We start from the raw sequence: 25,439 nt of genomic DNA, 5'->3' as shown, positions 1-25,439 counted from the left end.
GTTAATTTCTGTAAGGTGACCTACTTGATTATACTCTATCGAATCGATTGATGTAATATGCTTATTAATGAATTTAGTAAATAATTTTCAGGATAGTTTGCCACCTTACTATAGTTCCAATGACCCACTAGGTTTAACAAGTCGTATGAACTATTAAAGCTATGCAGTTTATGGTGAAACATGGTAAAAAATGTACATTTATCCTTGCTAAGTTGCTTCTTCCTGTAAGTCGTAGGCTGTGATTCGAATCGGTACAGGTTTGGAAAGACCGTTGTTTGGGGTATAAGGTCATATGAGCGATGTAGCATGCTTGCGAATACGGACATTATTAGCGAGAGGAGTTTTTTCGTATGAAGAATCGATTATGGATGGGAACTGCTGCGGCAGTTTTATTGTCAGGTGTAATCGCTGGATGTGGCGACACCAATAAAGAGGCAAGTCAGAGCAGCGATCCAACCGCACCTCTACAAAGTGCAAGTGAGGCAACTCCAGAGGATACTGGACAGGCGAACACGAATGCACAAACACTGGAGGGCGATTTCCGTCAGTATTCCACTGATCCGAACAAGAGCGATTCAAGCTCGGATTATAACGTAGTTGGTAAATATGTATCTGAGAATGGGGATACGATGACCCTTGATGTGGGTGGTAATCAGCTTGTCATTCCAAAAAGCAATTCGTATGAACCAGCAGCTGGCTTGCCAACCTCGGTAGATTTGCCCGGTCAGGAAGTAAGTGTAACGCTGAATGCACAGGATAGCACAATCGCTACCGCACAACTTGCCAAAGATGCGAATGATATGGACAATTCGCAACGTGATATCGCCGGACAATTCGTATCTGAAACAGATACCGAAGTCGTCATCAAGCAAGGCACCGACGAGAAGAAGTATAAAAAAGCAGCCAACTTTGAAGGTACAGACGGCCCAGCCAATGAGCGTAAAGCTGGTACAACGGTACGTGTCGATCTGGATCAAGACGGTAATGTCGTGCGTGTACGTGGCGAGTATCAGGATGGTAGTAGCGTAGGCGATTGATTCTACGCGTCTACACGTAGCGGTTCCATAGAAGGTCATCAAAGTATCCACATGTGGATAAATGATTTCTGTGACAGCTACAGTTTTTTACAGCCACAGTATAATGTAACGACCATTGTGTCGTGATAATATACCGACAATTGTACGTGCATAACCGAATGTATGTGCATAACCGAAATGAGTGTACGAGCAATTGAAATAAGTATGCGAGCAGTCTAAAAAGCCATTCCCGATCCGATGGGCAGTATTGCCTTCGATAAAAGGAATGGCTTTTTGTATGACTAGGATACGATTCAAATCACGGTTCAGATCGCTTCCAGCAAAATCGCAGCAAATTGTTCAAGGAACTGCTGATCCTGTTCATCAAAGCGATTTTTCAGCGGGCTATCGATATCGATCACACCGATCAGCTCATCACCACGAACGAGCGGAACGACGATCTCGCTGTTCGAAGCCGCATCGCAGGCGATATGACCTGGAAATTCATGCACATCTGCAATGAGCAGGGTGCGGCGTTCCGCAGCGGCGGTTCCGCATACTCCTTTGCCAAGTGGAATACGGATGCATGCAGGCAATCCTTGAAAAGGACCGAGTACAAGCTCTTTACCATCATACAGATAGAAGCCCGTCCAGTTCGTATCTTGCAGAAACTGCTTCAGCAGCGCAGACGCATTCGACAGATTGGCAATACGATCACTTTCGTCATGAATTAGTGCTTTGAGCTGGCTCAGGGCAGTGGCATATTGCTCTTCACGGGAGCCAGTGTACGCTATATTTTCAAACATGGAGATCACCTTTTTCATATAAATTTATCGCCTGTCACAGGTTGATGCTGCAACTGGATCATGGATGGACGTGTATGTTCTAGTATACCGCTGCGCTATGATTTTGCCAATGAAGATAGGGAAAAGATCAAGGTTTAAGCTAACTATTAAAATCACTTATGATGTAAGGTAAAATTTGGAATATAGAGTGAAAATATGTTTACGTGACTGGCTAGCAGGGTAAGTACAGCATGAATCAAATCGGTTTTCGGACCTTTGTACATCTGTTCAACTCTAATATCAATGAATCGACTGGAAGGAGAGAAGGGTATATGCATGCGGAGGTACAAAATTTGTTTGTTCGGATTCATATGCTGCATCAGGCGAATCAGCACAAACTGACGATTGCCGATATGCAACCTGTGTTGGAAAATTGGGGCTATCGTGTCGGTGATCGTGAGGTCAAGCAGCAACTTGAGCATCTGACCGCCGAAAATATGCTAACCGTAAGCGGTGAAGAATATCGCATTACAGGTACTGGCATCGGTGAGCTGCGCGAGATTCGCAAACGTCTGGCTATGCTATGTAGCGAGGTAGTATCTGCGGATACCGGCAATTCTCCAGAGCGTGCTCGCTCGTCCAAGCCCCAATCTTCCGTCGTCGTTTAAGTGTCGTATGCAGATAGAAGTCTGTGATCAGACAGCGCATCTTCATTAGGCGATGCCACTGAAAACGGCTTGATGCTACATACTGTGGTAGTAACTCTGGCAAGTTGCCGGTATTCGTTCCCGATGGAGCGGATACCGGTTTTTGACGTGTATATGCTTGCCTTGTCTCCTGCCTCCTATCGTAAGGAGTCGCGATATCTTTAGTCTATAGAGTGACGATATAAATTAAATGTATAAGCTGTAAAAGCAGTAAAAGCTGTAAAAGCAGTAAAAGCTGTAAAGCAGTAAAGCTGTATAAGCGATATTAAATAACTGTGTAATAGATATGAGTAACTGTATAGGTGAGATCAATTAACTGTATAGTGGCTATCAAAATAGTAGATATCCAGTAATGATGTAATAGGAACAACTAGAAAACCTCCTATCTTCCTCTCCTCAAAATCTAATCGCGAGCGTGTAAACATTGTCCAGGCATCTATTGCGTAAATGACAGCCATGCGGTATTCTAACACCGATTGTTGAGTACAGGGAGTGAGAACGATTGGAGTTACAAAAACATAGATGGTTATACCGTATGGACCCGTTAACCAAAATCGTACTGTTGCTATGCGTCTCCGTGCTGGCTGTACATATCGGGCATGCTGTGCCACAGCTGATCCTGTTTGCCAGCGTATGGCTGGCGATATGGTGGGGATCAGGGCAGGTCATCGGTCGTCCGCTGTTCAAACTGCTGCTTGTGATCGGCATACCGTATTTTGTATTATCGTTGTTGTCGGTGCGGACAGGCACTGTACTATGGCAAGCAGGGGCGCTACACATTACATCGGATGGACTCGATTATGGCGCGGTGATGACGCTGCGAATCTTCATTCTCTGCATGACCTCTGTAGCTTTATCGCTAACAACGAGTTATCGGGAGCTGGTCAGTGCGCTTGTACAAAAGCTAAAAGTGCCCTATCGATTTGCATATGGGTTGGCGCTGGCATTAACATTTCTGCCGTTGTTGCGTGAGGAAGCAAAGCTGGCGCTGGCAGCACGGCGGCTGCGTGGCGAGCGTCGTGGACGTGGGCTGGAAGCGATTCGGCAAAATCGAGAGTATGTGGGTTCGGTATTTACCGGAGCGGTGCGCCGCATTCAGCATATTGCTGGAGCAATGGATGCGAAAGGATTTGGCGCATATCCAGACCGTACATTTTATCGTCCATTTGTGCTTCCAGCATCGGCGATTCCAACGATGCTGAGCGGTGTAATCCTGACGATCATCGCCTGCATGATGCTATGATCTATAAAAAAAGAGATTGACTTCTGTGTATTGTTAACCTAAATTATAATTCGTGGTTAACAATACAGGTGTGTTATAACGCATGCCGCAAGGAGAGAATGTATGAGTACCCCAATTCAAAACACAATGAACAAAACGTTTCAGGCATTCACAACGATGGATATCGTACTGATGGCATTACTGGCTACAGCGAACGCGGTCATGACGATGTATATGTCCGGCGTGAATCAGCTGCTCAGCAGTCTGGGCGGTCCGATTCTTACATCGACCATTACAGGCTTGTATATGGTATATGGATTGCTGGCTTATTATATTATTCGCAAGCCGGGTACGGCGGTGATCACATATGCACTTGGTGCACTGGTGCAGAGCTTTGTCGGTACGTCTTATGGAATCATTTCGGCGCTGGCAGCAGCGGTATGTTATATGGTCGTGGCAGAAATTATTTTCGCCATGTTGCGTTATCGTAACTGGTCGACAGGCGTGATGATGCTTGTGGGCGGTGCGATGGTGCCGATCTGGTTTATCGTGGCGATTCAATTGTTCGGATATAGCAAATTTGGCTTTGGTGTACTGGCGATTGCGATGGTTATTCGTATTGTGAGTGGTGTATTGCTCTGTGGATGGCTAACGATCGGACTTGCACGCGCACTGGGCAAAACTGGACTGCTGCGTCGTTTTGCAGCTTTTTCAAGTGGACGTTAATATGACGGCATCCTCTTCAACAGCAGCGATATCCGAGCCGGCGATTTTGCTCAAGGATGTGCATTATGTGCATGAAGGTAGCAGCCAGCCAGCGATTCAAGGATTATCGTTAACGGTGCTAGCCGGTGAATGGGTAGCGATTATTGGCGCGAGCGGGAGTGGCAAATCAACCGTCTGTCGTCTGATCAATGGACAGTTGCCCCGACTTGCTGGCGGACAACGAGATGGACTTGTACATGTGCATGGATTCGATCCTGCATTTGCGCCGCCAGGTGAACTAGTCGATGTGCTCGGTACGCTTGGACAGGACCCGGATGCCGAGCTGGTCGTCGGTACGGTAGAGGATGAACTGGCATTTGGGCCGGAAAATCTGCGACTGCCTGCTGCGGAGATTGGCGCGCGTATTGATCGGCTGACCGATGAACTGGAGCTAGAGCATGTGCGTTCACAGGCGGTACATTGCCTGTCAGGCGGACAACGTCAACGTACAGCACTTGGCGCGGTGCTGGCGATGGAGCCAGAATTGCTCGTACTGGATGAGCCAGCAGCGAGCCTTGATCCGTTAGGCAGACAGCGTGTTGCCAGCATGATTCAGCGCTGGCATCGTAAAGGCAGAACACTCGTTACTGCATCTGCACGCTGGGATGAGCTGGCAGATGCAGCCGATCGTATGATAATTATCGATGCTGGAAAAGTTCTATTAGACGGACAACCTGCCGCTGTCAAGCAAGAGCATCGTGCTCTGCTGGAACAGTTGTTTATTTTACCGTCAGAATCTGTTTCTTCTATAGAAGAGTCGGTAGAAGACAGGACAGAAGGATTGGCAAAAGAAATGCCAGAAGAATGGGGAACAGCAACAACGTACAGGTCGGCTCAACAGACTGTAGCAGATTGTGCGCGCGTACCGCACACAGATCATACAGAACGGACAGAAGAAAGTATATCGCCCGTGATAAAGCGCTCGGCCAGGTCTGCCGATGCCAAGCATCAATCTGCGGTAGTGGAGATCAAACAGTTGAGCTATACGTATCCGGGTACAGCGATGCCTGCATTACGGGATATTCATTTGCAGCTGTTTGCCGGTGAAATGACATTGTTATGCGGCGCTAACGGTTCGGGCAAAACGACATTAACTCGTCTGCTGTCCGGTCTATTGCAGCCGTCCGCAGGGATGATTTATCGTGGAACACATGATACGTACAAAGATAAGCTGGACAAGCGAGCACGTGATACCGCGTATTTGTTCCAGCATCCTGATCATCAGTGGATCGCAGCGACGGTATGGGAAGAATGCTGCTTCGGTCTGCGTGCAGAGTTAGGTCTACGCCGTCATGAAGCATTACCAGAAACGTATTACCCACAGGTGGAACGAATACTGAAGCGGATCGGTTTGCTGGAGCAGCGCGATGCTTCGCCATATAGCTTGAGCGGCGGACAAAAGCGTTTGCTGGCCGCGGCCGCACAGTTTCTGCTAGATCGTCCGTTGTATATTTTAGATGAGCCTGGATCGGCAGCGGACTATTTTACAATTACGTGCTTGCTGGAGTTGTGTAGGGATGCGATTCAGCGTGGCGCTTCGTTGCTAGTCGTTACCCATGAGCCGGAGTTATTCCGTCGTGATGCGTCTCGTATTTGCACATTAGAGCAGGGACAGATGAGCGTTTCTTTACTATAGAGCATGCAAGTTACTCATATCGCAGCCGAGTCGGAGCGATATAGAAGATGGTAGTAAAGCTATACAGAAGACAGATAGAAGCTGTATGGTTATTGTGTGTGAGCCGTGCAGTGTAGCTGATGGAAAAGCGCTACTCTGCGCGGACAATCGCTGATCTTGTGCCCACCAGAGTCGTTGCCGCACAGATCAGGCGCTATCGCCATCGGTGTAGAATCAATCATTACGTATAAAGTATAAGAAAAACGGATAAGAAAAACGGATGTCCCATCAAGGGGCATCCGTTTTTTGCTGGCGGTTTATTTCGGATTCGTCGTGCGTAATCTCAAGGCAAGGGACATCATATAGACTACATGCTTTGCCTATGATTATCTGCCTATTATTTACGCATCGATGGAGACAAGCGCTCGGCTTCCATGCCAAGCTTTTTCAGCAAATAGATCATCTGCTCTTTTTCCTGTACATTCAGTCCGCTCAAAGCGAAGTTCAGACGTTCCTCGTACTTCGGATAAATATCATCCATCATTGCACGTCCTTGATCAGTCAGTTCGGCATAGATCACACGGCGATCGGTTGGGCACGGATGTCGGCGTAGTAGGCCGCCATGCTCCAGCTTATCGATCACATACGTAACATTGCCACTCTGTAGCAACAACTTCGCACCGATCTGCTGGATGGGCTGTGCACCTTTAAAATATAAAACCTCCATAACAGAGAATGCGGTGGAGTTGAAGCCTTCGATCTTGCTACCTGCTATAGCGTGCTCGCTCAGGCTTTTAAAAGCTTTGGCAAAAACGCGGTACAGATGCATGGACTGCTCGGTATTATTCATGGACATATTAATCATGATACGGTCACCCTTTCTGTATGGAATCATTACGGTATCCTATCTATTGCAACAAATGTTGAAGGAGTTATGATTTCTATCTTTATCTTACCTGCAATTAAAACTAAAAAATGTGTGATTTGTCACAATGCCGTGCATTTTAAATATTAAATTTAAGGATTAAATTTCAGTTAAACGGTAAGCGAAGTGTTCTGTATTTCACAATTGACGCTTATCATATAGGCCTGGTAGCAAAATGAAAGTTCACATGTTGTGGATAAATGAATGAACATCCATTTTCGTAACGACGCATACACTGGAAAAAATCTGTGTGCAAGATGTGTATACGCTGTGGAAAAGTGGATAAATACTGTGGATAAACTTGTGAATAATTAAAATGAAGTATGGTTAAGCGCACTCATTTGCATAAAATCCACAGTTTATACACGGTGTGAGGATAAAATAGCTCCAAATCAACTTTTTATTCACATGCCTAATTGCATAATTATATCGCGCTCTGTATAGTATGGAAGTATTTTACTAATTTCTATCCTCAGGCTGTGTATAACTTGTTAATAACTTGTGCGTAAGCACTTAATATCTGGTACTAATTTGTGTATAGCTTGTTGGTAACTTATCGATGCGTTTACAAAACGTTTACGTAAAAATTGCACAAATATCCAATCCCGTTAATGTTGAAGCGTTAAAGTGGATAACAAGCATTCGAGGCTACCGGCAGCGACCGGAAATAACGAACTGGAGATAACGCCAATGAGAGATGACTTCCTAACAACCGCACATGAATCGGGTCGGACTGGTTATCGTGAAATTGTATCGAGCTTTCATCGTCCTAACGGACGTACAATGATCGCAGCCCATCGTGGCGATTGGAGACATGCACCGGAAAATTCGCTGGCAGCGATTCAATATTCGATCGTCGCACGCGCGGATCTGATTGAGATTGATGTACAACAAACACGTGATGGCGCATTTGTGTTAATGCATGATGAAACGGTAGATCGGATGACGAATGGTAGCGGCGCGGTTGCCGACATGACACTTGCTGAACTGCGTGCACTACGGCTACGTCCCTATCAGGGCGGATCGGCGAAGCTATTGACCAACTATACGATTCCAACGCTGGAAGAGGTGATGATCCTTGTACGCAATAAGGTGATGATTAATCTGGATAAATGCTGGCGCTGGCGTGATGACATTTATCCGATTCTGGAGCGAACCGGAACGGTACAGCAAACGTTATTCAAAAGCACAGCAGAACCGGAAGAAATTCACCGTTTTATTCACAGTGTGGATGAGCAGCCGCTGTACATGCACATTTTGGACAGTACAAATGAGCAGCACGCGGTGCAGATCGAGGAGATTTGTCGCTATGTCAAACCGCAGGCGGTAGAGATTTGTTTTGAACGAGCAGATAGTCCGCTTGTCGCTCCGGACGTACTGCATGCGATTCAGCAACATCATTGCCGATTATGGGTGAATACGATGTGGGATTCGTTGTGTGCGAGTCAATCGGAACTAGGCGATGCAGAAGTGAACTGGCAGGCGCATAGACAGCAGGGATTTAATATAATTCAGACGGATGAGGCGGAGAAGTTGCGTCGTTATTTGGATGAAGTGGAGCATGCGGACAGGATGGCGCAGCGTTCGGTAAAAGTGGAGTAGAGGAGTTTGACACAGTAGTAGAGGGTACTATGCGGCCTGTTGTAATCCGTATTATATATGCTCAGATAGGCTGGATAATTTAGTATTAAAGCTATAATTAAGATGAAGACTTCAAAAGTAAAGACTTCCAGGTTACCCCTATAGGGTGCTGGAGGTCTTTTTGTTATCAAGTAATCAACGAAAGGAATAGTGTACAAGGATATCCTATAGTAGTATGCATAGTTTTAGCATTATTATTAGAATTAGATGGATAGGATTGTTGCTATAACATACGCCATTAATAAGTTGGATTTAATGTGTATAAATTTTCAATAAAAAGGATTAGGAAGGAAATGAAGATTGATATGTAACTAATTCCGTAATATACTATATTTAATTTCATCTATCATCCTATTGATGAAAGGATGGTCAGCTTTCTTCATAAATTTATTTAAGCTATTCTAGGAGGAGGATTTGTGCAAAACGTCGCTAAATTTGCTCTGTCCATCGTATTATTTGCAGTTTCGATCCCTTCGTTAAGTGTAAAAGCAGAGGAGGTGCAATCTTCTCCTGATTACAGTCAGTACATCAAAGAAGCGATTGAACAGGAAATTTTACTGGACAGGGGAGCACCAGCTAGTAGTAAAGGAATATCTAAACTTAATGACTCTCAATTTAACTTAGCAGTAGACAATATTGAAGCAACTCCAAGTGTCACAACTGCTACAAAACAAAAAATAGCACAGTTAGAAAATGCAAATGTTGTTGTCATGGATATGAATGAAAATGGAGAGTTAGTAAGTGCAACCTCTTCAAAAGATGGCGATATTAAATCAAACTTTGAAGAAGTAACAACAGCAACTCAGACTACATACAATGATTATTCAAATGCTACAGTGACTAACCTAACCTATGGATTAGTTGCTACCAACAAACTTGGATTCACTACTCAAGCATTGATCAGTAACCAGGGTAACACTTCTGGTAAAGAAACTGGTGCATTCCATCGTTTGCAAACACCTGCTAGTTCCGCCAAGGCTATTTACAACGGAGTGGTTGCCGATTCTATTGTACTACCTACTTATAATATTGAAGGTGCTACAAATCTTGGTGAAACGGCCTACATGTACACAGGAGTTGATGATTTTGCTGAAGTGGGTTTCGAGTCAGTAAAGTCTCAATCAACTCCTACAGGATGGTATCCTTTTTTTCACGCTAAAGCGGATCATAGTATAGCAAGTGGAGATGATAACGGCTACAAGCCATCATCAAATGTTACTTATGTAGATCGCAGCAAGAAATTTGTTAATGGTGCTACAGTAAGTGGCTATAAAGTTTATTACTATAGTACAGATAGCACATTAACTATTCGAGAACAGATTAACTATTCAGATATTTATGTAGTACGTTTTACAGGAAAGACTAGTGTAGGCCGATCAGTTAAACGCTTAACTGCTATCGCAATGAATGGAAATCCTCCAGTTAATGCGCCATTTCACTATGGGTTTACTACACCTGTTGTTTGGAATAATATGAGATTTTTAACAAATAACAGCGCTAGTTCGGTGTATCCAAGCTCAGTGGCAAGCTTAAATAATGATGTATGGGTGCATGGAGGTAAAATTAATTACATGAATAATACTTCTTCTCATACAGAACAATACACATTTTCTGTAAATTAAAATAAAGGAGCCACTTAGTATGATTAGAAAAGTAATTGTTCCTCTTTTTTTAGTATGTTCATTACTTATTACGAGTAATCTAGTTGATGCTAGAGCTATTTTTAGTATCAGAGTGCAAGTGAATGGTTCTCCGATTAGCCTTGAGTCAGGCAGTACAGATGCGGAACCGTATATTGAACAGGAAACCAATACTGCTTATGTTCCGCTTCGCTTTATTTCTCAAAACTTGGGTGGTAAAGTGAGTTGGGATCGTTCTAAGCAGCAAGTAACGATCCTATCGGATGAAGGCACTGTTACTACATTGGTGGTAGGCAGCAAAGTTGCTTATGTTAACAACGAGAAGAAGACATTATCTGATGCTCCATTTATGTTGCATTATCCAAATAGAATTATTGTTCCGCTCCGATTTGTTTCTGAAGTTTTAGGAGCGACAGTAGATGCTACGAAATCAAGTGATGGTATGTTGCATGTAAATATTACAATGACTAAATAAGCAAATATAAACAGCCGCCTTCTTAACATTGGCGGCTGTTTATATTTTAGTGTTTTTCATCTAGCTTTAAAAAGGATTTCAGTGTTGTAATCAAAGTGATTGTATATTGTGACGCTACAATTACTTTGATACATAGATGAATATATTCATTCTCAAAAGTTTACATTATACAAACTTTACTATAATATGTGATTATTTTTATATAAATATAAGGCTGAAAGCTGCCGTTTTTCATTTAAGCATCACCTTACACTAGCGCCTGTACCGCCTCAGCAGCGCTGCGGCCTGCCGCATGACCGGTTGTAAACGCAGCGGTAATATTGTAGCCGCCTGTATACCCGTGAATATCTAACACTTCACCGCAAAAATACAGCCCTGGCATCATCTTCGATTCCATCGTCTGTGGATGAATTTCTTTCAAATTCACACCGCCACCGGTGACAAACGCTTCTTTGATCGACAGCGTGCCATGAATGGCGACCGGGAATGCCTTGATCAGGCGAGCCAGCTCCATCCATTGCTGTTTCGGAATATGATCATAGGTGATATCGCCGGAGATGCCTGATTTTTGCAATAACAGTGGAATCAGTCGTTCAGGCACATACCCTTTAATTACATTTTTAACCGCTTTGCGTGATTCCTGCTCTGCCAGCTGTAATGTTTCACGATACACATCGTCGGTACTGCGGTCAGGCAGCAGATCAATCGTGAGCTGCACAGCGGTGACCGGAAACTTTTTCAGCGCTTTGACAACGTATTGACTGCAACGTAGCGCAGCAGGGCCAGAGATACCAAAGTGGGTGAACAGCATATCTCCCTCGTGCATGATCAGCTTCTTGCCCTTCGGATTCCACACGGTCAATGCGACATCGCGCAGAGAGAGTCCCTGTAGTTCCTTGCTCTGGATAAATGCTTCCGGCGAGGTGAGCGGAACTTCGGTCGGATACAGTTCGGTAATCGTATGACCGGCTTGTTCTGCCCACGGATAACCGTCGCCTTCAGAGCCGGTTTGGGGAACCGATTTGCCGCCGACCGCGATAATGACCGCTTTGCTTCGCAGTCGCTCGCCTGAACGTAGCCGCACACCTGCTACAGCTCCATCTTCATACAACACCTCAGCGACCGGACTGTTCACTCGAATTTCCACGCCCTGTGCGCGTACTCTGCTCACCAGCGCATCAACAACCGTCTTGGCTTTGTCCGATATCGGGAACATCCGACCGTTATCTTCTTCTTTTAGAGCGATACCCATATCTTCAAAAAAGCGCATAATGTCCAGATTGCTAAAATTCGCCAGCGCACTATGCAGAAAGCGTCCGTTACCCGGAATGTATTTGATTAATTCGTCAATTTCCTTTGCATTGGTGACGTTACAGCGTCCACCACCGGAGATGCCCAGCTTACGTCCCAGTTTGTTGCCTTTGTCCACAAGCAGTACGCGTGCGCCATGCTCACTTGCCGCCACACTTGCCATCAGACCAGCGGAACCGCCGCCGATCACAATAATATCGTATTTCAAACGTAATCGTTCCTTTATATACATAATATGAAGCTATCTCTATAGTATACCATGAACGAACGAGAGTCAGTGTTCGGTTTGCTATTTTCCTGAAAAATGTTGTTCGATATTTGTAATATTGATTGAATAATTGCACACTAAATGATTTATACTAATGAGTAATACACCAATAAATAAATCATACACCAATAAAAATATGAGTTGGAAATATTGGTAGGAGCTACTATATATTGTAATGGAAAGCAGGCTATGTTTTAATCGAACTAAGACAGAGACTAGAGGAGGGGCGCACCATCATTATTGCGATCAAAGAAATTCTGCTGCAAATGCTCACTGTGGGCTCCTCTGTATTTATTTTTTCAACTGTTGTAGAACGTAGTGGTGATGATGCTCTGCAAGATAATCGTCTCAAATGGCGGGGCTATGCTCCGGTGCTCTTGATTTCGTTTGCGTGTAGTATTGTCATTGGTTGGCTGCTGACGATCTATAGCGCCGTAGATGTACAAATTTCGTTAAGCGCGGTCTCGTTTATGGTGGGCGTGCTGTATCTAGGCGCAAAGCGCGGACTTGTACTATTTATATTAAGTATAGTGATGTACTGGTTGATCAATACCGATCATTATGTAAGCGATCTATTGATTCAGACGGGTGCCTTCGTATACCCGATTGCAGGGCTATGCGCACCTCTATTTCAACGTTCTTCGTTGCGTATGAAGCGTACAATTGTGCTTGTATTAGTTGTAGTAGGTGTTGTGATCAGTCTGATGATCCTGTTGATTGAACAGCGGCTTCAGCATATGGGCGGCTCGTTATGGATACTGATCGGGTTAATTATGATTTCAGGTGTGATTGTAGGCGATTATTGTGTGCAGGCGATTGAGCGTGTGATGGAACGTAAGCAGATTAGTCAACAGATGATGGATCTGTCCAATCGCGTGATGCTGGAAGCGGAGAAGCTACGCCAGCTGATGAACGTCGCGCCGATGATGATCACATCGATTGATGCGGACGGATATATTACAGCTATTAATGATGCGGCGTTAACACAATTGCGGCGTGCGCTGCCAGATGCCAAGCGTGAACAAATCGGCGAAATATGCCTGTTTAAACTCGAAGGAGCACAGCTGACAGAAGGTCTAGCCGCTACGATGAATATGATCGAACGTTCCAGACAAAGCCATGCCAATGAAAGTGAAATTTTACGATTGGAACATGCGGTTTTATATATGAATGTAGCTCCGTTATGGTATGAGCCAGGTGAGCGTGTGACTGGATTTGTCATTGTCGGTCAGGATGTTACCGAAATGGAAAATCTGCGCAGTGAGCTAAGCCATGTGGAGCAGCTCAGTCTGGTCGGGAAAATGGCGGCTAGCATCACGCATGAGATTCGTAATCCGATGGCAGTGGTGCGCGGTTTCCTGCAATTGATGAAGGAGAAAAGCCCGTCCTCTCTCGATCATTATTATATGATCGTGATGGAGGAATTGGATCGTGCGAATAGTATCATTAACGACTTCCTGTCCCTTGCTCAGAATCGGGTCGTGGAGAAAGAGCCGGGTGATCTGAATGCGATTATCCATGAGTTGTTGCCGTTGATGTGGGCAGATGCGAATCTGCGTGGACAGTCGATTATTTTTTGCCCGCATGAACAGCTGCCGCGCATTGGTATGAATTCGCGCGAGATCAAGCAACTGATCTTGAATCTGGTGCGTAACGGGATGGAAGCGATGGGCGATAGCGGTGAAATGAAGCTCGAAACCGATCTGGTGAACGGTGAAGTGGTCATGCGCATCGGCGATACAGGACCGGGTATTCCGGCAGATAAGCTGGATAAGCTGTTCGAACCGTTTTATACGACCAAGTCCAAAGGGACAGGGCTGGGGCTATCGCTCTGTCTGAGCATTGCGGAGCGACATCATGGCCGGATTGTAGTGGATTCGGTTGCAGGGGAAGGCACGGTCTTTTCGGTTATTTTCGAACAACTGGCTACAGATGAGGAAACGGGAATGGTAGCGGAAGAAGATGAGAATTAAGGCGGTTTTTTATTGAAAATCGCTTCTCCGGCGGTGGTATTATGCCAGAACCTGTGTATAATAGAGGTAATGCTTATTAAAAGTAAGGAGTGAACTTCAATGTCAATGTCATTTGATCAATATATGCGTGATATGGTACAACCTATGCGTGACGAGCTGACCAGCATCGGTATTCAAGAACTGCGTACACCGGAAGAAGTAGAGCAAACGCTGGAAAATGCGAAAGGTACAACACTGATCGTAATCAATTCCGTATGTGGCTGTGCCGCAGGTCAATGCCGTCCAGGCGTTGCGCATGCACTGCAACGCGATGTGAAGCCAGATAACCTGTACACCGTATTTGCAGGCCAAGACAAGGAAGCAACGGCGAAGGCGCGCGAATATTTCGCACCGTTCCCACCATCTTCCCCATCGATCGCGCTGCTGAAAGACGGCGAACTCGTTCATTTTATCGAGCGTCACCAGATCGAGAACAATTCCGCAGAAGATATCTCGATCGCGCTGAATGATGCTTTCGAAAAATACTGCTTGTAAGTCTTAGCTAGATTCCAAATCCTGCAACTATCACACCATGTGATGTTGCAGGATTTGCTTGTTTATGGGTATATATAATAGAGAAACGTTCAGAACAGCAGAAGGAGTGGATAACAGTTATGAGTATGCAGCAGCAAATTATTGATGATCTGAAAGTAAAGCCAACGATTGATCCGGAAGCGGAAATTCGCAAACGGGTAGATTTTCTCAAATCATATATTGAAAAATCCGGTTCTCACGGCTTGCTGATCGCGATCAGTGGCGGCATTGATAGTGCGGTAGCGACAGGACTGTGCAAGCAGGCAACGGATGAACTGACCGAGGAAAAAGGCACCGAGTACAAAACGGTCGGTGTTTTCCAGCCGTACAGCACGCAATCCGATATCGATGATAGCTATGCAGTAGCCGAAGCGTTCAATTTGAAATATAAAGTGGAAACGAATGTGCACAAAGCAGTTGACGCGATCGAAGAAACGGTCAACAGCGTGATGCCACATCTGGAGCAAGACGCGATCAGCCCGCAGGCAAAAGGCAATATCAAAGCGAGAACACGTATGGTCGTGCAATATGCGATTGCCAACTCACTCAATCTGCTCGTTGTCGGTACAGACCACGCGTCTGAGGCGATTACAGGCTTCTTTACTAAATACGGTGACGGTGCAGTCGACATTACGCCACTGAGCACGCTGGACAAACGTCAGGTGCGCGAACTGGCTTCTCATTTGAGCGTACCACAATCCGTATTGGATAAAGCGCCATCTGCTGGCCTGTGGGAAAATCAAACGGATGAGTCGGAGCTGGGTATCACTTATGCGGACAACTGCGATTATCTGGAAGGCAAAGAGGTAGCGACTGAAGTAGCCCAGCGTCTGGAAAGTTACTACAAGCGCACCGCGCATAAACGCGATCCCATTCCAGGTATTTAATGTAAGGTGTTGCAGACTGGTGAGTGTGCAGGTGTGTATACGACTCCGGTAAGCTCTTGAATTCTTGGGGGTGAGGAAACAATTCCCATCCCCCCTCGAAGTGGCTAGAGAAAATGGATTAAGACAACCTGCTCCACTACGCAATAGATAGCACAATATAAAAAGCGGTGGCAATCGTTAGATGGATTGCGCCGCTTTTTTGTGTTTTGAAGTATCGGCTGGATTTGCAGAAATAGAAATGACGATATTCAAACGATTAACGTTCCACTGACGGAAGATTGGCGCGCAACAATTTGGTACAATAGATCATAGGCGTAAGCATAGATACACAGAAATCGGGAGGTAACATATTGATCTATGGAATAGGGCATGATGTGCTGGAAATCGAGCGTGTAGCAGCGATTTTGGCGCGTCCGCATGGGGAGCGATTTATGGCGCGTGTGCTCACCGTAGCCGAGTTAGAAGTAGCTCACGCTAGAGGATCACGCCAATCTGAATTTGTATCCGGCCGCTTTGCCGCTAAAGAAGCGATTACCAAAGCATTCGGCTGTGGAATCGGCAAAGTGATTGGATTTGAAGATATCGAAATTTTACCCGACCGTCTGGGCAAACCGGACGTCGTTTTATCTCAAGCGGCATGGCAACGCCTCGGTCTACAGGACGGCCATAGCTCCTACCGCATCTACCTTAGCATCTCGCACCAGCCGCATATGGCATCCGCCTTTGCGGTAGTTGAACGGTTGGATAAGGGGAAGCTGATGTGATATGGGATGGTCGTGCAATCTCTATCTCTACCATAAGGAAGTCTAATGATTGACCCTACGCAGCAAGCTTACGGAACAGTAGACGCACTAACTTGCTGCTCTACTCACATAATACGTATGCTGCGATTAGCACGGAACGAAGGTAAGGAAATAAGGGAGAAGGATGCCTGCTAGTGTTAGTGATTTTCTAACATGGGGTTCAATGAAAAAGTGATTTTTGCGAAGCAAAATATTTTACTGCCCCTTATTCCTTGTCGGAGGGGCGTAACTAGAACGATATTGCACAGATGGGGTGCATGAAGAAGGAGCTGTATCATGTCCAACAATACAAGCAATGAGCAAGAAGCCAAACGCTATTTCAGCCGCGAGCTGCTGGCATGGTATGACGAGCATAAGCGCGATCTACCGTGGAGACGCAGCCGCAATCCGTATCACATCTGGATCTCGGAGATTATGTTACAGCAAACGCGAGTCGATACCGTTATTCCGTACTTTTTGCGGTTTACCGAGCGCTTTCCAACCGTGGAATCGCTTGCCGAAGCGCCGGAAGAAGATGTGCTCAAGCACTGGGAAGGACTTGGCTACTACTCGCGTGCTCGCAATATTCAAGCGGCAGCAAAGCAGGTCGTAGAACGCCACGATGGAATCGTGCCGGATACGCCGGACGAAATTTCGGCGCTCAAGGGCATCGGTCCGTACACCGCTGGTGCCGTACTTAGCATTGCCTACAATGTGCCTGTTCCGGCGGTCGATGGCAATGTGATGCGTGTGCTGTCACGCTACTTTTGCCTGAGTGATGATATCGCCAAAAACTCCACGCGCGTCAAAATGGAAAAACTGGCGGGTGAACTTATTCCAACAGGGCGCGCCTCCGACTTTAACCAGGCATTAATGGAACTTGGAGCGCTTGTCTGTACGCCCAAATCGCCGCATTGCCTGACCTGTTCGGTAATGAAGCACTGCGCAGGACGGATGAACGGGATGGAAGAGCAGCTACCGATCAAAACGAAAGCGAAGCCGCCCCGTCCCGAACATCGCTTGATGGCGATCATCGAAGGTCAGGGTGAGCATGCAGGCAAAGTGCTTATTCGTCAGCGTCCGGCAACAGGTCTGCTGGCACGGATGTGGGAGCTGCCACATGTGCTGGCGTCTGATGCAAAAAAAGCGGGTGCTGGTGCGGATTTGTCTGACACGGCAGCGATGGATCGTCTGCGTCAGGTGCTAGAAAATGAAGGTGTGGACGTGCGGCCGCAGCTGGAATGGATGAGTGCCGAGCATACGTTTAGCCATATTCAGTGGTATATGCGTGTATTTCGCTGCACTGAAGCAGGGCAGGATGCGCAGGCAGCACTGGCTGGCCATGAGGCAAGCGAGCTGAATACAACAGATCAAGCATCCAATCCGCTTGTGTCGGCAACCGGAATGGCAGACGAGCGGACACGTATCCATCTACCGCAACTTAGCGCAGACGATACCGCACAAGCATCGGCGGGCAAGCAGGAGGCTGAACAGGGTACGTTTGATCTGCGTCTGAGTGGAGCGACACCTGAAGCGATGACACGCATTCGCCAGCAGCTCGCTTCCAGCGCAGTGGCGGACACATTGGAGCCGCTGGAACAGGTGGCAGAGCAGCCAGAGACGTATGCTGCTGTGCCAGGTACTTTGCTCGGCGAAGCTTTTGCGTATGACTATCGCTGGATTGGGGCAGAGGATATGGAGAAGTATGCGTTTCCGAATCTATTTTTGAAAATTTTACAGCAGTATTTTGGGGTTAAACGCTAACGGGAATTTTTTAATGTTCGTTATTTTAGGGTTAAATGCTAACGGGAACTTTTTAACGTTCGTTTTATAACGATAGCTCTTTAATTATTGCTCTTTACTTGTGGCTCTCTAATTAAGCTTCTTTAACTAAGGTTCTCTAACTAAAGTTCTCTAACTAGAGTTCTCCAACCAAAGTTCTCTAATTAAAATTCGTTAACGACTATGCTTTAGCTATACATCTCAATTCGCAAATGACCGATCACTACTAACAAATAACTACTAACACGTAACACACTGTAAACCGCAAACCGCTTCGCTCATAAGCAGCGATACCGATCGATTGAACCCCAGGAGGGAAGTAGCCATGTCCAGAACGATTGCAATGGTAAAAGGAACGATATGGGCGTCAGAATGGAAATCGTATGATGATCGGTATACCGGCATTCGTGTGCATCAATTGACCGATTACCGCGGGCATAGTCGGTTGCCTTATTTTACGGAAAACAGTCTGTATGATGGTGGGAAGCGTCTGTTGTTCATCTCTGATCGTGATAATAGTGCCAATCTGTTCTCGATTCAATTGGAGACAGGTGAGATGACCCAGCTGACAACGTATACCGGCAATGATGATCTGGATGTGGCGCTCACGCCGGATGAGCAATATGCGATCGTTTCGGATGGTAGGGTTATTCGTGCGCTGCATCTGACTCACTTTCGCGAACGGATCAAGTTTCGCTGTCCGAAAGATCATGTGTTGAGCAATGTCACCTGCACGGCGGATGGGCAACATATTATTGTGTGCGTATGTGAGGATCTGTCGGCGCGTATCGATACCGATCTGGGCAATGGCTATGTGGGACATCAGGAGTGGATGGAGGCGAAGCCGCTTAGTCGTATGATGCAAATTGAGCTGAACACAGGACAGGCGCGTGAGCTGTATCGGGAGCACAATTTTATTACGCATATAAACGCTTCGCCGCGTCTGCCGTGGCTTGCTACCTTTTGCCATGAAGGCCCGTGGCATCTGGTCGATCAGCGCATCTGGGGTATCGATCTGCGCGATGGACGCGTGTGGCCGATTCGTGAGCGGTTGACAGCAGGCGAATCGGTAGGGCATGAGTGCTTTTTACCGGATGGGGAGTATATTGGGTATCATGGATTGCGACCGGATGGACGCCATTTTTTCGGACGGATTCGTTATGATAACACGGGAATGGAAGAGCAGGAGATCCCATTTGCCACATGGCATTTGTATCAAAATGAAGGGCTTGTTGTGGCGGATGGACAGGGTGAGGTGGATGTACTAACGGTGTGGCAGCGCCAGCCGGATGATACAAACACGAATACAAACACAGATACAGATACAGATACAGATACAGATACAGATACAGATACAGATACAGATACAGATACATCCGTTCGTCCTGCACAGGGACAACAGATATATGGACGCGAATATGAAGGGCCATTTACCGTCTGCGAACTACGTTGTAGCTTTCATTCGCAAAAGCTGCATGCGCATCCGCGTCTGAGTGAGGATGGACGCCGCCTCTTTTTCAATAGTGATCGTAATGGATATGGCAATTTGTATATGGTGGAGTTGCCGGAGGATGTTACGGTGTTGCCGCGTTGGGAGGAGTGAATTTCAACATAGAACTCGTTAATAGTACACGTTCATCAGCATACGTTCATCGTTTAAACGATGGCGCTAGTTTACGAAATTAAAATCGTTGGAGGAACTGAAGATGTGCGGAATGTATTCGTTGATGTCTGATTTAGATGCAGTTACATCGGCTTTTAAACTGCATCGATTAGCGATAGATGCCTATGCTCCATGTGCAAACATTGCACCTGCACAGGACGTACCGGTCATTCGTAGCGATGAAGACGGCCAGCGTATGCTGGAGGCGTATCGCTGGGGATTGGTGCCTTCCTATTCTAACGATATCGGCATCGGATCTTATATGATAAATGCGCGTGCAGAAACACTCGATAGCAAGCCTACGTTCCAGCGTTTACTGCCTTCCAGACGCATCGGTATCGTTGCAGACGGATTTTACGAATGGAAGAAGGAAAACCAGCAGAACCAGCAGAACCAGCTGTATTGTTTTAGACTACGATCCGGTGAACCGTTTGTATTCGCAGGGCTTTATGATGAATGGGAGTCACCAGAAGATGGGCGGGTTATCCGCAGCTGCACGATCATTACGACGACATCCAATGAGCTGGTTGCACCGATCCATGATCGTATGCCGGTCATTCTGGATGAGCCACATTTGTCATCCTGGCTACAGCCGAAGCCACTTCAAATGGAGCTGAAGGAAATTCTAGTTCCGCTCGCTGCTGATAGGATGTATAGGTATCCCGTAGATGACGCGAGCGAATATGTTAGCAATAACGCCCCCATCGGGTAAATGAGATTCCGCTGTACGATGAAAGAATATGATTGAAATGCCGTATGTAGAGAGATGTCCATTTCTCCTGAATATGCAGCTGAATGGCTTATGTTGTACGTTAGAGTAAATCGGTTTTGACGTTCAGTCTTTTTATGCTATGAACATGGATGCTATGAAAAATGAATCTCCCCATGCGCATTCGTTGATCCAGAGGACTAATGTACATGTTAAAGAGGCACGCTAAACAAAAAACACCAGTCCCTATAAGGTACTGGTGTTTGTGTTTGCTATATTACCGCATACGGTAAGCAAGAAAGGGATCAGCGATCTTACTTCGCAGCAGTGTAACGAGCGTTTACAGCATCCCAGTTTACAACGTTCCAGAAAGCACCGATGTAATCAGGGCGTTTGTTTTGATATTTCAGGTAGTACGCATGCTCCCATACGTCCAGACCGAGCAGTGGAGTTTGACCTTCCATGATCGGGCTATCTTGGTTAGGTGTGCTAGTTACAGCCAGTTTGCCGTCTTTGTCCACAACGAGCCATGCCCAACCGCTACCAAAGCGTGTTGTTGCTGCTTTTGCGAAGTCTTCTTTGAATTTCTCGAAGCCGCCCAGCTCGCTGTCGATTGCAGCAGCCAGTTCGCCAGTTGGAGCGCCACCAGCGTCAGGGCCGATAACTTCCCAGAACAGGCTGTGGTTGTGATGACCGCCACCGTTGTTGCGTACAGCTGTACGGATGCTTTCAGGTACGCTGTTCAGGTCGGAAATCAGCTCTTCCAGGCTTTTGCCTTGCAGTTCAGGAGCGCTTTCCAGAGCGTTATTCAAATTGGTTACATATGTGTTATGGTGACGATCGTGGTGAATCATCATCGTTTGTTCGTCGATGTGTGGTTCCAGAGCGTTGTTAGGGTACGGTAATGCTGGTAATTCGAATGCCATCGTAAAATACCTCCTGAGATTTGGATTTGAAGCGGATACTCATGGTGTCCACTCCATATGTAGATAAACATCTTACCCTATCTATTAAACCGCATATTTTGGACTAAATCAACATTTGTGTTTAGAAAGTCCTTCCTAGCACAGTTTAGCATGAAAAAAAATTTTGGGATGAACTGAGTATTTATTCATCAATTGACCACTGTAATGTGGATCGTATGTTCGTTTTGTGAACAGGGTGTGAATGATTGCACAACAACGTTCGAACGTTGGTAGAATGGGTAAAATAAAGTCTCGATTATTGTAAAATGATGTTAAGCACAGTCTAAAAACACACCACTCATGGCATTTTATGTAAAAAGAAAACCTGAGTTCATTATGATAAAAAGTATAGTGACATGATCAGAGTAGTGATATAATCGTCTTTGTCGCCAATATTATTTCATATTAAGATAATAATTTTCAGAAGAATATTTATAATGTAAACTCCATATTTATAGGTGAAATGGCTTGTTTTACCGGGAATATGAAAGTTTGAAAAGCAGTTTAATGAAAATTGGGTGAAACATCCATTTATAAAGCGCTTTCATCAGAAAATTGATGTAATGTTCTGAAACTTATGGTTTAATTAACACTGAGATTATATTGCGCGATATTATGTTGTTCTATAGCTGTTTGATAGGGCAATGCAAGAGGGCAGTTTACACAATTGTTGATGTAGGGCTTATGGCTTGTATAGGCACATGTCCTTCTTTTTTGTGCTTGTCTCATGCGGTCTGTAGTAGGGGTATGATTGGTAGAAATAAGGTTTGATTAAGCTGATGAAAAGGGAGTTTGGCTGATGAATATTCGTTCCTTTAAGCTGAGTGATTTGCACCTTGTCCAGGAGCTGCTGAAAGTAGCTTTGTCCGAAGAGTGTTACGAGCACACGATGGGCCCTTTTGCTAGACAATTGTCCTGGGATTCCGAGTTAATTATCGTTGCGGAACAGGGAGAAGAGATTATTGGCTTGTTAATTGGTACGATTGATCGCAATTTCGGTTGTTATTACCGTATTGCTGTTCATCCGGATCTGAGAGGCCGTGGCATCGGCAAAGCATTGATCACTTCAATGGAGAAACGCTTCCAGCAACGTAATGTGAGTGGCATCATGGTCGCAGGTGATGAGCACAATGAAGCGGTTATGCCGCTCTATGCCGCACTTGGTTATGATGAAAGTAAAGTGCTTCGCACTTACGAAAAGCTGAGCATTGTTGGTAGCTAATACCGAGCAAGTGATTAACGTTTATTTATAGAGAGAAAATGCATCATTGCAGATTAGAGACCATACTTGTTTTAATCGTTTAAATATACACGCTTGCACGAGCGGCCCGCTATCCGTTATGGATAACGGTGCTGCCGGACATTGTCGCATGATCAGGCACTGGGACATTATTGCTGATCGATGCGCATGGTCTGGTAATTGCTGTGATCCAAGCGTATACGTTGTTGATGGGACACATTTTGTTTTCCGATAGTATTCGGGGAAACGGATGTGTTTTTCTATTTTAACGGTATACTATAGTAGAAACAGATAACCGATGATGAAAAGATAGCCGGTGGAGCGTATACGCAATACAGGCTTTTGATAGATCGTGTGGAGCAATATGTACGGAAGCGAAAGGTGGAAGATTCAAAAGTACGGATAATCCACAAATGCCAACCATCTACAGATAATCCAAAAGCACGAACGATCAATGAAATCAAGTAAGGGGGCCGTAAGGTGACACGGCAACAAGAGTCAGCCACTACAGCGCAGCAACAGCGCTGGGAATGGTTGAAACAGGAGATCAAACAGGCAGGACCGGCGCTCGGTATTGATGATATCGGATTTACGACAGCCGATCCTTTTTTATATTTGCGTGAAGTATTGGAAGAGAATCGGCGTAAAGGTTATGAATCGGGCTTTGAAGAACCGGATCTGGATAAACGCATCGATCCTTCGCTCACACTGGGGGGAGCGCGCTCGATCATTGCGATTGCGGTCACGTATCATTCGAAAATGGAAAATCCGCCAAAGTCCGCACCGGGTGAATATCGCGGTATTATGGCACGCTCGGCATGGGGGCTGGACTATCATACAGTACTGCGTAATCGGATGCAGCGGTTAGAGGATTTTATTCGTGAACGTGTGCCGGAAGCGCGGATCGAGAGCATGGTCGATACGGGCGCATTGTCCGACCGTGCGGTGGCGCATCGTGCGGGGATTGGCTTTTACGGGCATAATTGTGCGATCATCTCGCCCAAGCTCGGCTCATGGATATTCCTCGGCGATATGATTACCGATATTCCATTTGCACCGGATACACCTGTGACAGAGGATTGCGGTACATGTACGAAATGTATCGATGCGTGTCCAACAGGTGCGCTGGTGAATCCGGGGCAGCTGAACGCGCAAATCTGTGTATCTTTTCTGACCCAAACGAAAGGGATGCTGTCGGATGAACATATGCGCAAAATCGGCAATCGGCTATACGGCTGCGATACATGTCAGATCGTCTGTCCGAAAAATAAAGGAAAAAGCTGGAACCATCAGGAAGAGCTAAAGCCTGATCCGGAAAAGGCGAAGCCGCTACTGCTGCCGATGCTCGAACTGAGCAATAAGGAATTTAAGCAGGAGTTTGGTAGTACATCCGCTGCATGGCGCGGTAAAAATCCAATTCAACGTAATGCGATTATCGCACTTGGTAATTTTAAAGACAAAAGTTCAGTGCCTAAGCTGCGCGAGATGCTGATCAAAGATGTACGGCCGGTTATTCGCGGCACGATCGCCTGGGCGCTGAGCCGAATTGGTGGAGTAGAAGCATTGGAAGCAGTCAACGCCGGACTTGCACGGGAGCAGGAGCATGAAGTGATTGAGCGACTGCTGACCGCACAGCATGTATTGGAGGAGGAACAGCGGAGTGAGCAGGAAGCCGAAGTTCAGTGATAGTATAGCGACAAGTATGGCAAATATGGAAATAACGAATGTTGCCATGACCGATGCTGGTAGGAGCGGTGAATCGACTGTAGTGGAATGGACTAAACTTGAAGATGCAGCGATCTCAACGGATCAGCACAAGGATGAAGTCGCCGTACAGGTAGACACGAATCAAGACCAGTCGAATAGGGCTTTTGAACCGACATATCTCTACTATGATGAACTGGATACGCCACTCGGTACGTTAACACTGATACATTCCGATAGTGGATTATGCCATATTAAATTTAGAAGTTATACCGAAGCGGCAGAACGACTGACAGAATGGGCAAATCGCTGGTATGGTGCACATCTGCTGGAGCATTCGCCGGATCGGCTTGCTGATGCGACGATGCAGCTCCGGCAATATTTTGCTGGTGAACGGCAGGTGTTCGATCTGCCGCTCGATCTGCGTGGCACAGACTTTCAACTTCGTGTGTGGGAAGCGTTATGTACGATTCCGTATGGCGAAGCGGTATCGTACAAACATATTGCCGAGCAGATCGGCAGTCCGGCAGCTGTGCGCGCAGTCGGTGGAGCGAATAATCGTAATCCGGTCTCGATCATCGTGCCCTGCCATCGGGTGATTGGGATGAATGGACAACTCGTTGGGTATGGTGGCGGATTGGATCATAAGCAATATTTGCTTGGGTTGGAAGGCTGGCGTGGGATGGAAGCGGAGCCGGTGTTGTTTTAACGGGGATGGTTAGTAGGGCGATAAGGGATATTCGTGGGAATTAGTGCGAACCCCAAGCTCACATGGAATCCCTGGGAGGTTC

At 46.1% G+C, this 25,439-nt stretch carries 20 protein-coding genes and 1 pseudogene; 17 read left to right on the top strand and 4 right to left on the bottom strand.

Annotation, left to right across the window (positions count from 1 at the left end):
- Positions 1-350 precede the first annotated feature (350 nt).
- Positions 351-1,037: a hypothetical protein gene (locus tag AAHF22_RS06705; protein ID WP_347324219.1), complete on the top strand. Its 687-nt coding sequence runs from the start codon at positions 351-353 to the stop codon at positions 1,035-1,037.
- 305 nt (positions 1,038-1,342) lie between these two features.
- On the opposite strand, the gene msrC is transcribed toward AAHF22_RS06705, so the two are convergent.
- Positions 1,343-1,822, bottom strand: coding sequence for a free L-methionine (R)-S-oxide reductase MsrC (msrC, locus tag AAHF22_RS06700; protein ID WP_347324642.1), 480 nt, complete (start codon positions 1,820-1,822; stop codon positions 1,343-1,345).
- 311 nt (positions 1,823-2,133) lie between these two features.
- On the opposite strand from msrC, the gene AAHF22_RS06695 reads away from it, so the two are divergent.
- From AAHF22_RS06695 to AAHF22_RS06680, 4 genes are all read left to right on the top strand, one after another.
- Positions 2,134-2,469 (top strand): hypothetical protein, encoded by a 336-nt coding sequence (locus AAHF22_RS06695; protein ID WP_371834035.1) that lies wholly within the window; start codon positions 2,134-2,136, stop codon positions 2,467-2,469.
- A 541-nt stretch (positions 2,470-3,010) separates the two neighbouring features.
- A complete protein-coding gene (locus tag AAHF22_RS06690) occupies positions 3,011-3,751 on the top strand; it encodes an energy-coupling factor transporter transmembrane component T family protein (RefSeq protein WP_347324217.1) in 741 nt (246 codons plus the stop codon).
- A 102-nt stretch (positions 3,752-3,853) separates the two neighbouring features.
- Positions 3,854-4,456 (top strand): ECF transporter S component, encoded by a 603-nt coding sequence (locus tag AAHF22_RS06685; protein WP_347324216.1) that lies wholly within the window; start codon positions 3,854-3,856, stop codon positions 4,454-4,456.
- A 1-nt stretch (position 4,457) separates the two neighbouring features.
- Positions 4,458-6,131, top strand: coding sequence for an ABC transporter ATP-binding protein (locus AAHF22_RS06680; RefSeq protein WP_347324215.1), 1,674 nt, complete (start codon positions 4,458-4,460; stop codon positions 6,129-6,131).
- A 376-nt stretch (positions 6,132-6,507) separates the two neighbouring features.
- Here AAHF22_RS06680 and AAHF22_RS06675 read toward each other — a convergent pair whose 3' ends face one another.
- Positions 6,508-6,975, bottom strand: coding sequence for a MarR family winged helix-turn-helix transcriptional regulator (locus AAHF22_RS06675; RefSeq protein WP_347324214.1), 468 nt, complete (start codon positions 6,973-6,975; stop codon positions 6,508-6,510).
- A 750-nt stretch (positions 6,976-7,725) separates the two neighbouring features.
- Here AAHF22_RS06675 and AAHF22_RS06670 point away from each other — a divergent pair.
- The 3 genes from AAHF22_RS06670 to AAHF22_RS06660 all read left to right on the top strand — a co-directional run bounded on the left by AAHF22_RS06670 (position 7,726) and on the right by AAHF22_RS06660 (position 10,791).
- Positions 7,726-8,637, top strand: a complete 912-nt coding sequence (locus AAHF22_RS06670; RefSeq protein ID WP_347324213.1) for a glycerophosphodiester phosphodiesterase family protein — start codon at positions 7,726-7,728, stop codon at positions 8,635-8,637.
- Positions 8,638-9,092: 455 nt separating this feature from the next.
- Entirely contained in the window at positions 9,093-10,298 is a 1,206-nt protein-coding gene (locus AAHF22_RS06665) for a hypothetical protein (RefSeq protein WP_347324212.1), read from the top strand.
- Between the two features lie 19 nt (positions 10,299-10,317).
- Positions 10,318-10,791 (top strand): copper amine oxidase N-terminal domain-containing protein, encoded by a 474-nt coding sequence (locus AAHF22_RS06660; protein WP_347324211.1) that lies wholly within the window; start codon positions 10,318-10,320, stop codon positions 10,789-10,791.
- Positions 10,792-11,038: 247 nt separating this feature from the next.
- On the opposite strand, the gene AAHF22_RS06655 is transcribed toward AAHF22_RS06660, so the two are convergent.
- Positions 11,039-12,310, bottom strand: a complete 1,272-nt coding sequence (locus tag AAHF22_RS06655; RefSeq protein ID WP_347324210.1) for a BaiN/RdsA family NAD(P)/FAD-dependent oxidoreductase — start codon at positions 12,308-12,310, stop codon at positions 11,039-11,041.
- A 431-nt stretch (positions 12,311-12,741) separates the two neighbouring features.
- Here AAHF22_RS06655 and AAHF22_RS06650 point away from each other — a divergent pair, with 431 nt between their 5' ends.
- From AAHF22_RS06650 to AAHF22_RS06620, 7 genes are all read left to right on the top strand, one after another.
- Entirely contained in the window at positions 12,742-14,343 is a 1,602-nt protein-coding gene (locus AAHF22_RS06650) for an ATP-binding protein (RefSeq protein WP_347324209.1), read from the top strand.
- A gap of 99 nt (positions 14,344-14,442) precedes the next feature.
- A complete protein-coding gene (locus AAHF22_RS06645) occupies positions 14,443-14,877 on the top strand; it encodes a BrxA/BrxB family bacilliredoxin (protein WP_347324208.1) in 435 nt (144 codons plus the stop codon).
- Positions 14,878-14,996: 119 nt separating this feature from the next.
- Positions 14,997-15,803, top strand: a complete 807-nt coding sequence (gene nadE / locus AAHF22_RS06640) for an NAD(+) synthase (RefSeq protein WP_347324207.1) — start codon at positions 14,997-14,999, stop codon at positions 15,801-15,803.
- Between the two features lie 350 nt (positions 15,804-16,153).
- Positions 16,154-16,567 carry a holo-ACP synthase gene (gene acpS, locus AAHF22_RS06635; protein ID WP_347324206.1) on the top strand — a complete coding sequence of 138 codons (414 nt, stop codon included), beginning with the start codon at positions 16,154-16,156 and terminating at the stop codon, positions 16,565-16,567.
- 315 nt (positions 16,568-16,882) lie between these two features.
- Positions 16,883-18,349: an A/G-specific adenine glycosylase gene (gene mutY / locus AAHF22_RS06630; protein WP_347324205.1), complete on the top strand. Its 1,467-nt coding sequence runs from the start codon at positions 16,883-16,885 to the stop codon at positions 18,347-18,349.
- Between the two features lie 343 nt (positions 18,350-18,692).
- On the top strand, positions 18,693-19,970 hold the full coding sequence (locus tag AAHF22_RS06625) for an oligogalacturonate lyase family protein (RefSeq protein WP_347324204.1): 1,278 nt from the start codon (positions 18,693-18,695) through the stop codon (positions 19,968-19,970).
- 103 nt (positions 19,971-20,073) lie between these two features.
- Positions 20,074-20,742 (top strand): SOS response-associated peptidase, encoded by a 669-nt coding sequence (locus AAHF22_RS06620; RefSeq protein WP_347324203.1) that lies wholly within the window; start codon positions 20,074-20,076, stop codon positions 20,740-20,742.
- A gap of 311 nt (positions 20,743-21,053) precedes the next feature.
- Here AAHF22_RS06620 and AAHF22_RS06615 read toward each other — a convergent pair whose 3' ends face one another.
- Positions 21,054-21,665 (bottom strand): superoxide dismutase, encoded by a 612-nt coding sequence (locus AAHF22_RS06615; protein WP_347324202.1) that lies wholly within the window; start codon positions 21,663-21,665, stop codon positions 21,054-21,056.
- A gap of 838 nt (positions 21,666-22,503) precedes the next feature.
- On the opposite strand from AAHF22_RS06615, the gene AAHF22_RS06610 reads away from it, so the two are divergent.
- Together AAHF22_RS06610 and queG are read left to right on the top strand one after the other, a co-directional pair.
- Positions 22,504-22,926 carry a GNAT family N-acetyltransferase gene (locus AAHF22_RS06610; protein WP_347324201.1) on the top strand — a complete coding sequence of 141 codons (423 nt, stop codon included), beginning with the start codon at positions 22,504-22,506 and terminating at the stop codon, positions 22,924-22,926.
- Positions 22,927-23,424: 498 nt separating this feature from the next.
- A pseudogene (gene queG / locus AAHF22_RS23865) lies at positions 23,425-25,357 on the top strand (tRNA epoxyqueuosine(34) reductase QueG).
- Positions 25,358-25,439 lie beyond the last annotated feature (82 nt).

Origin of the sequence: Paenibacillus wenxiniae (assembly GCF_039822605.1) — a bacterium.
Lineage (GTDB): Bacteria > Bacillota > Bacilli > Paenibacillales > Paenibacillaceae > Saccharibacillus > Saccharibacillus wenxiniae.
The sequence above is the reverse complement of the archived record's forward strand: the minus strand, read 5'-3'. Positions and strand labels throughout refer to the sequence as shown.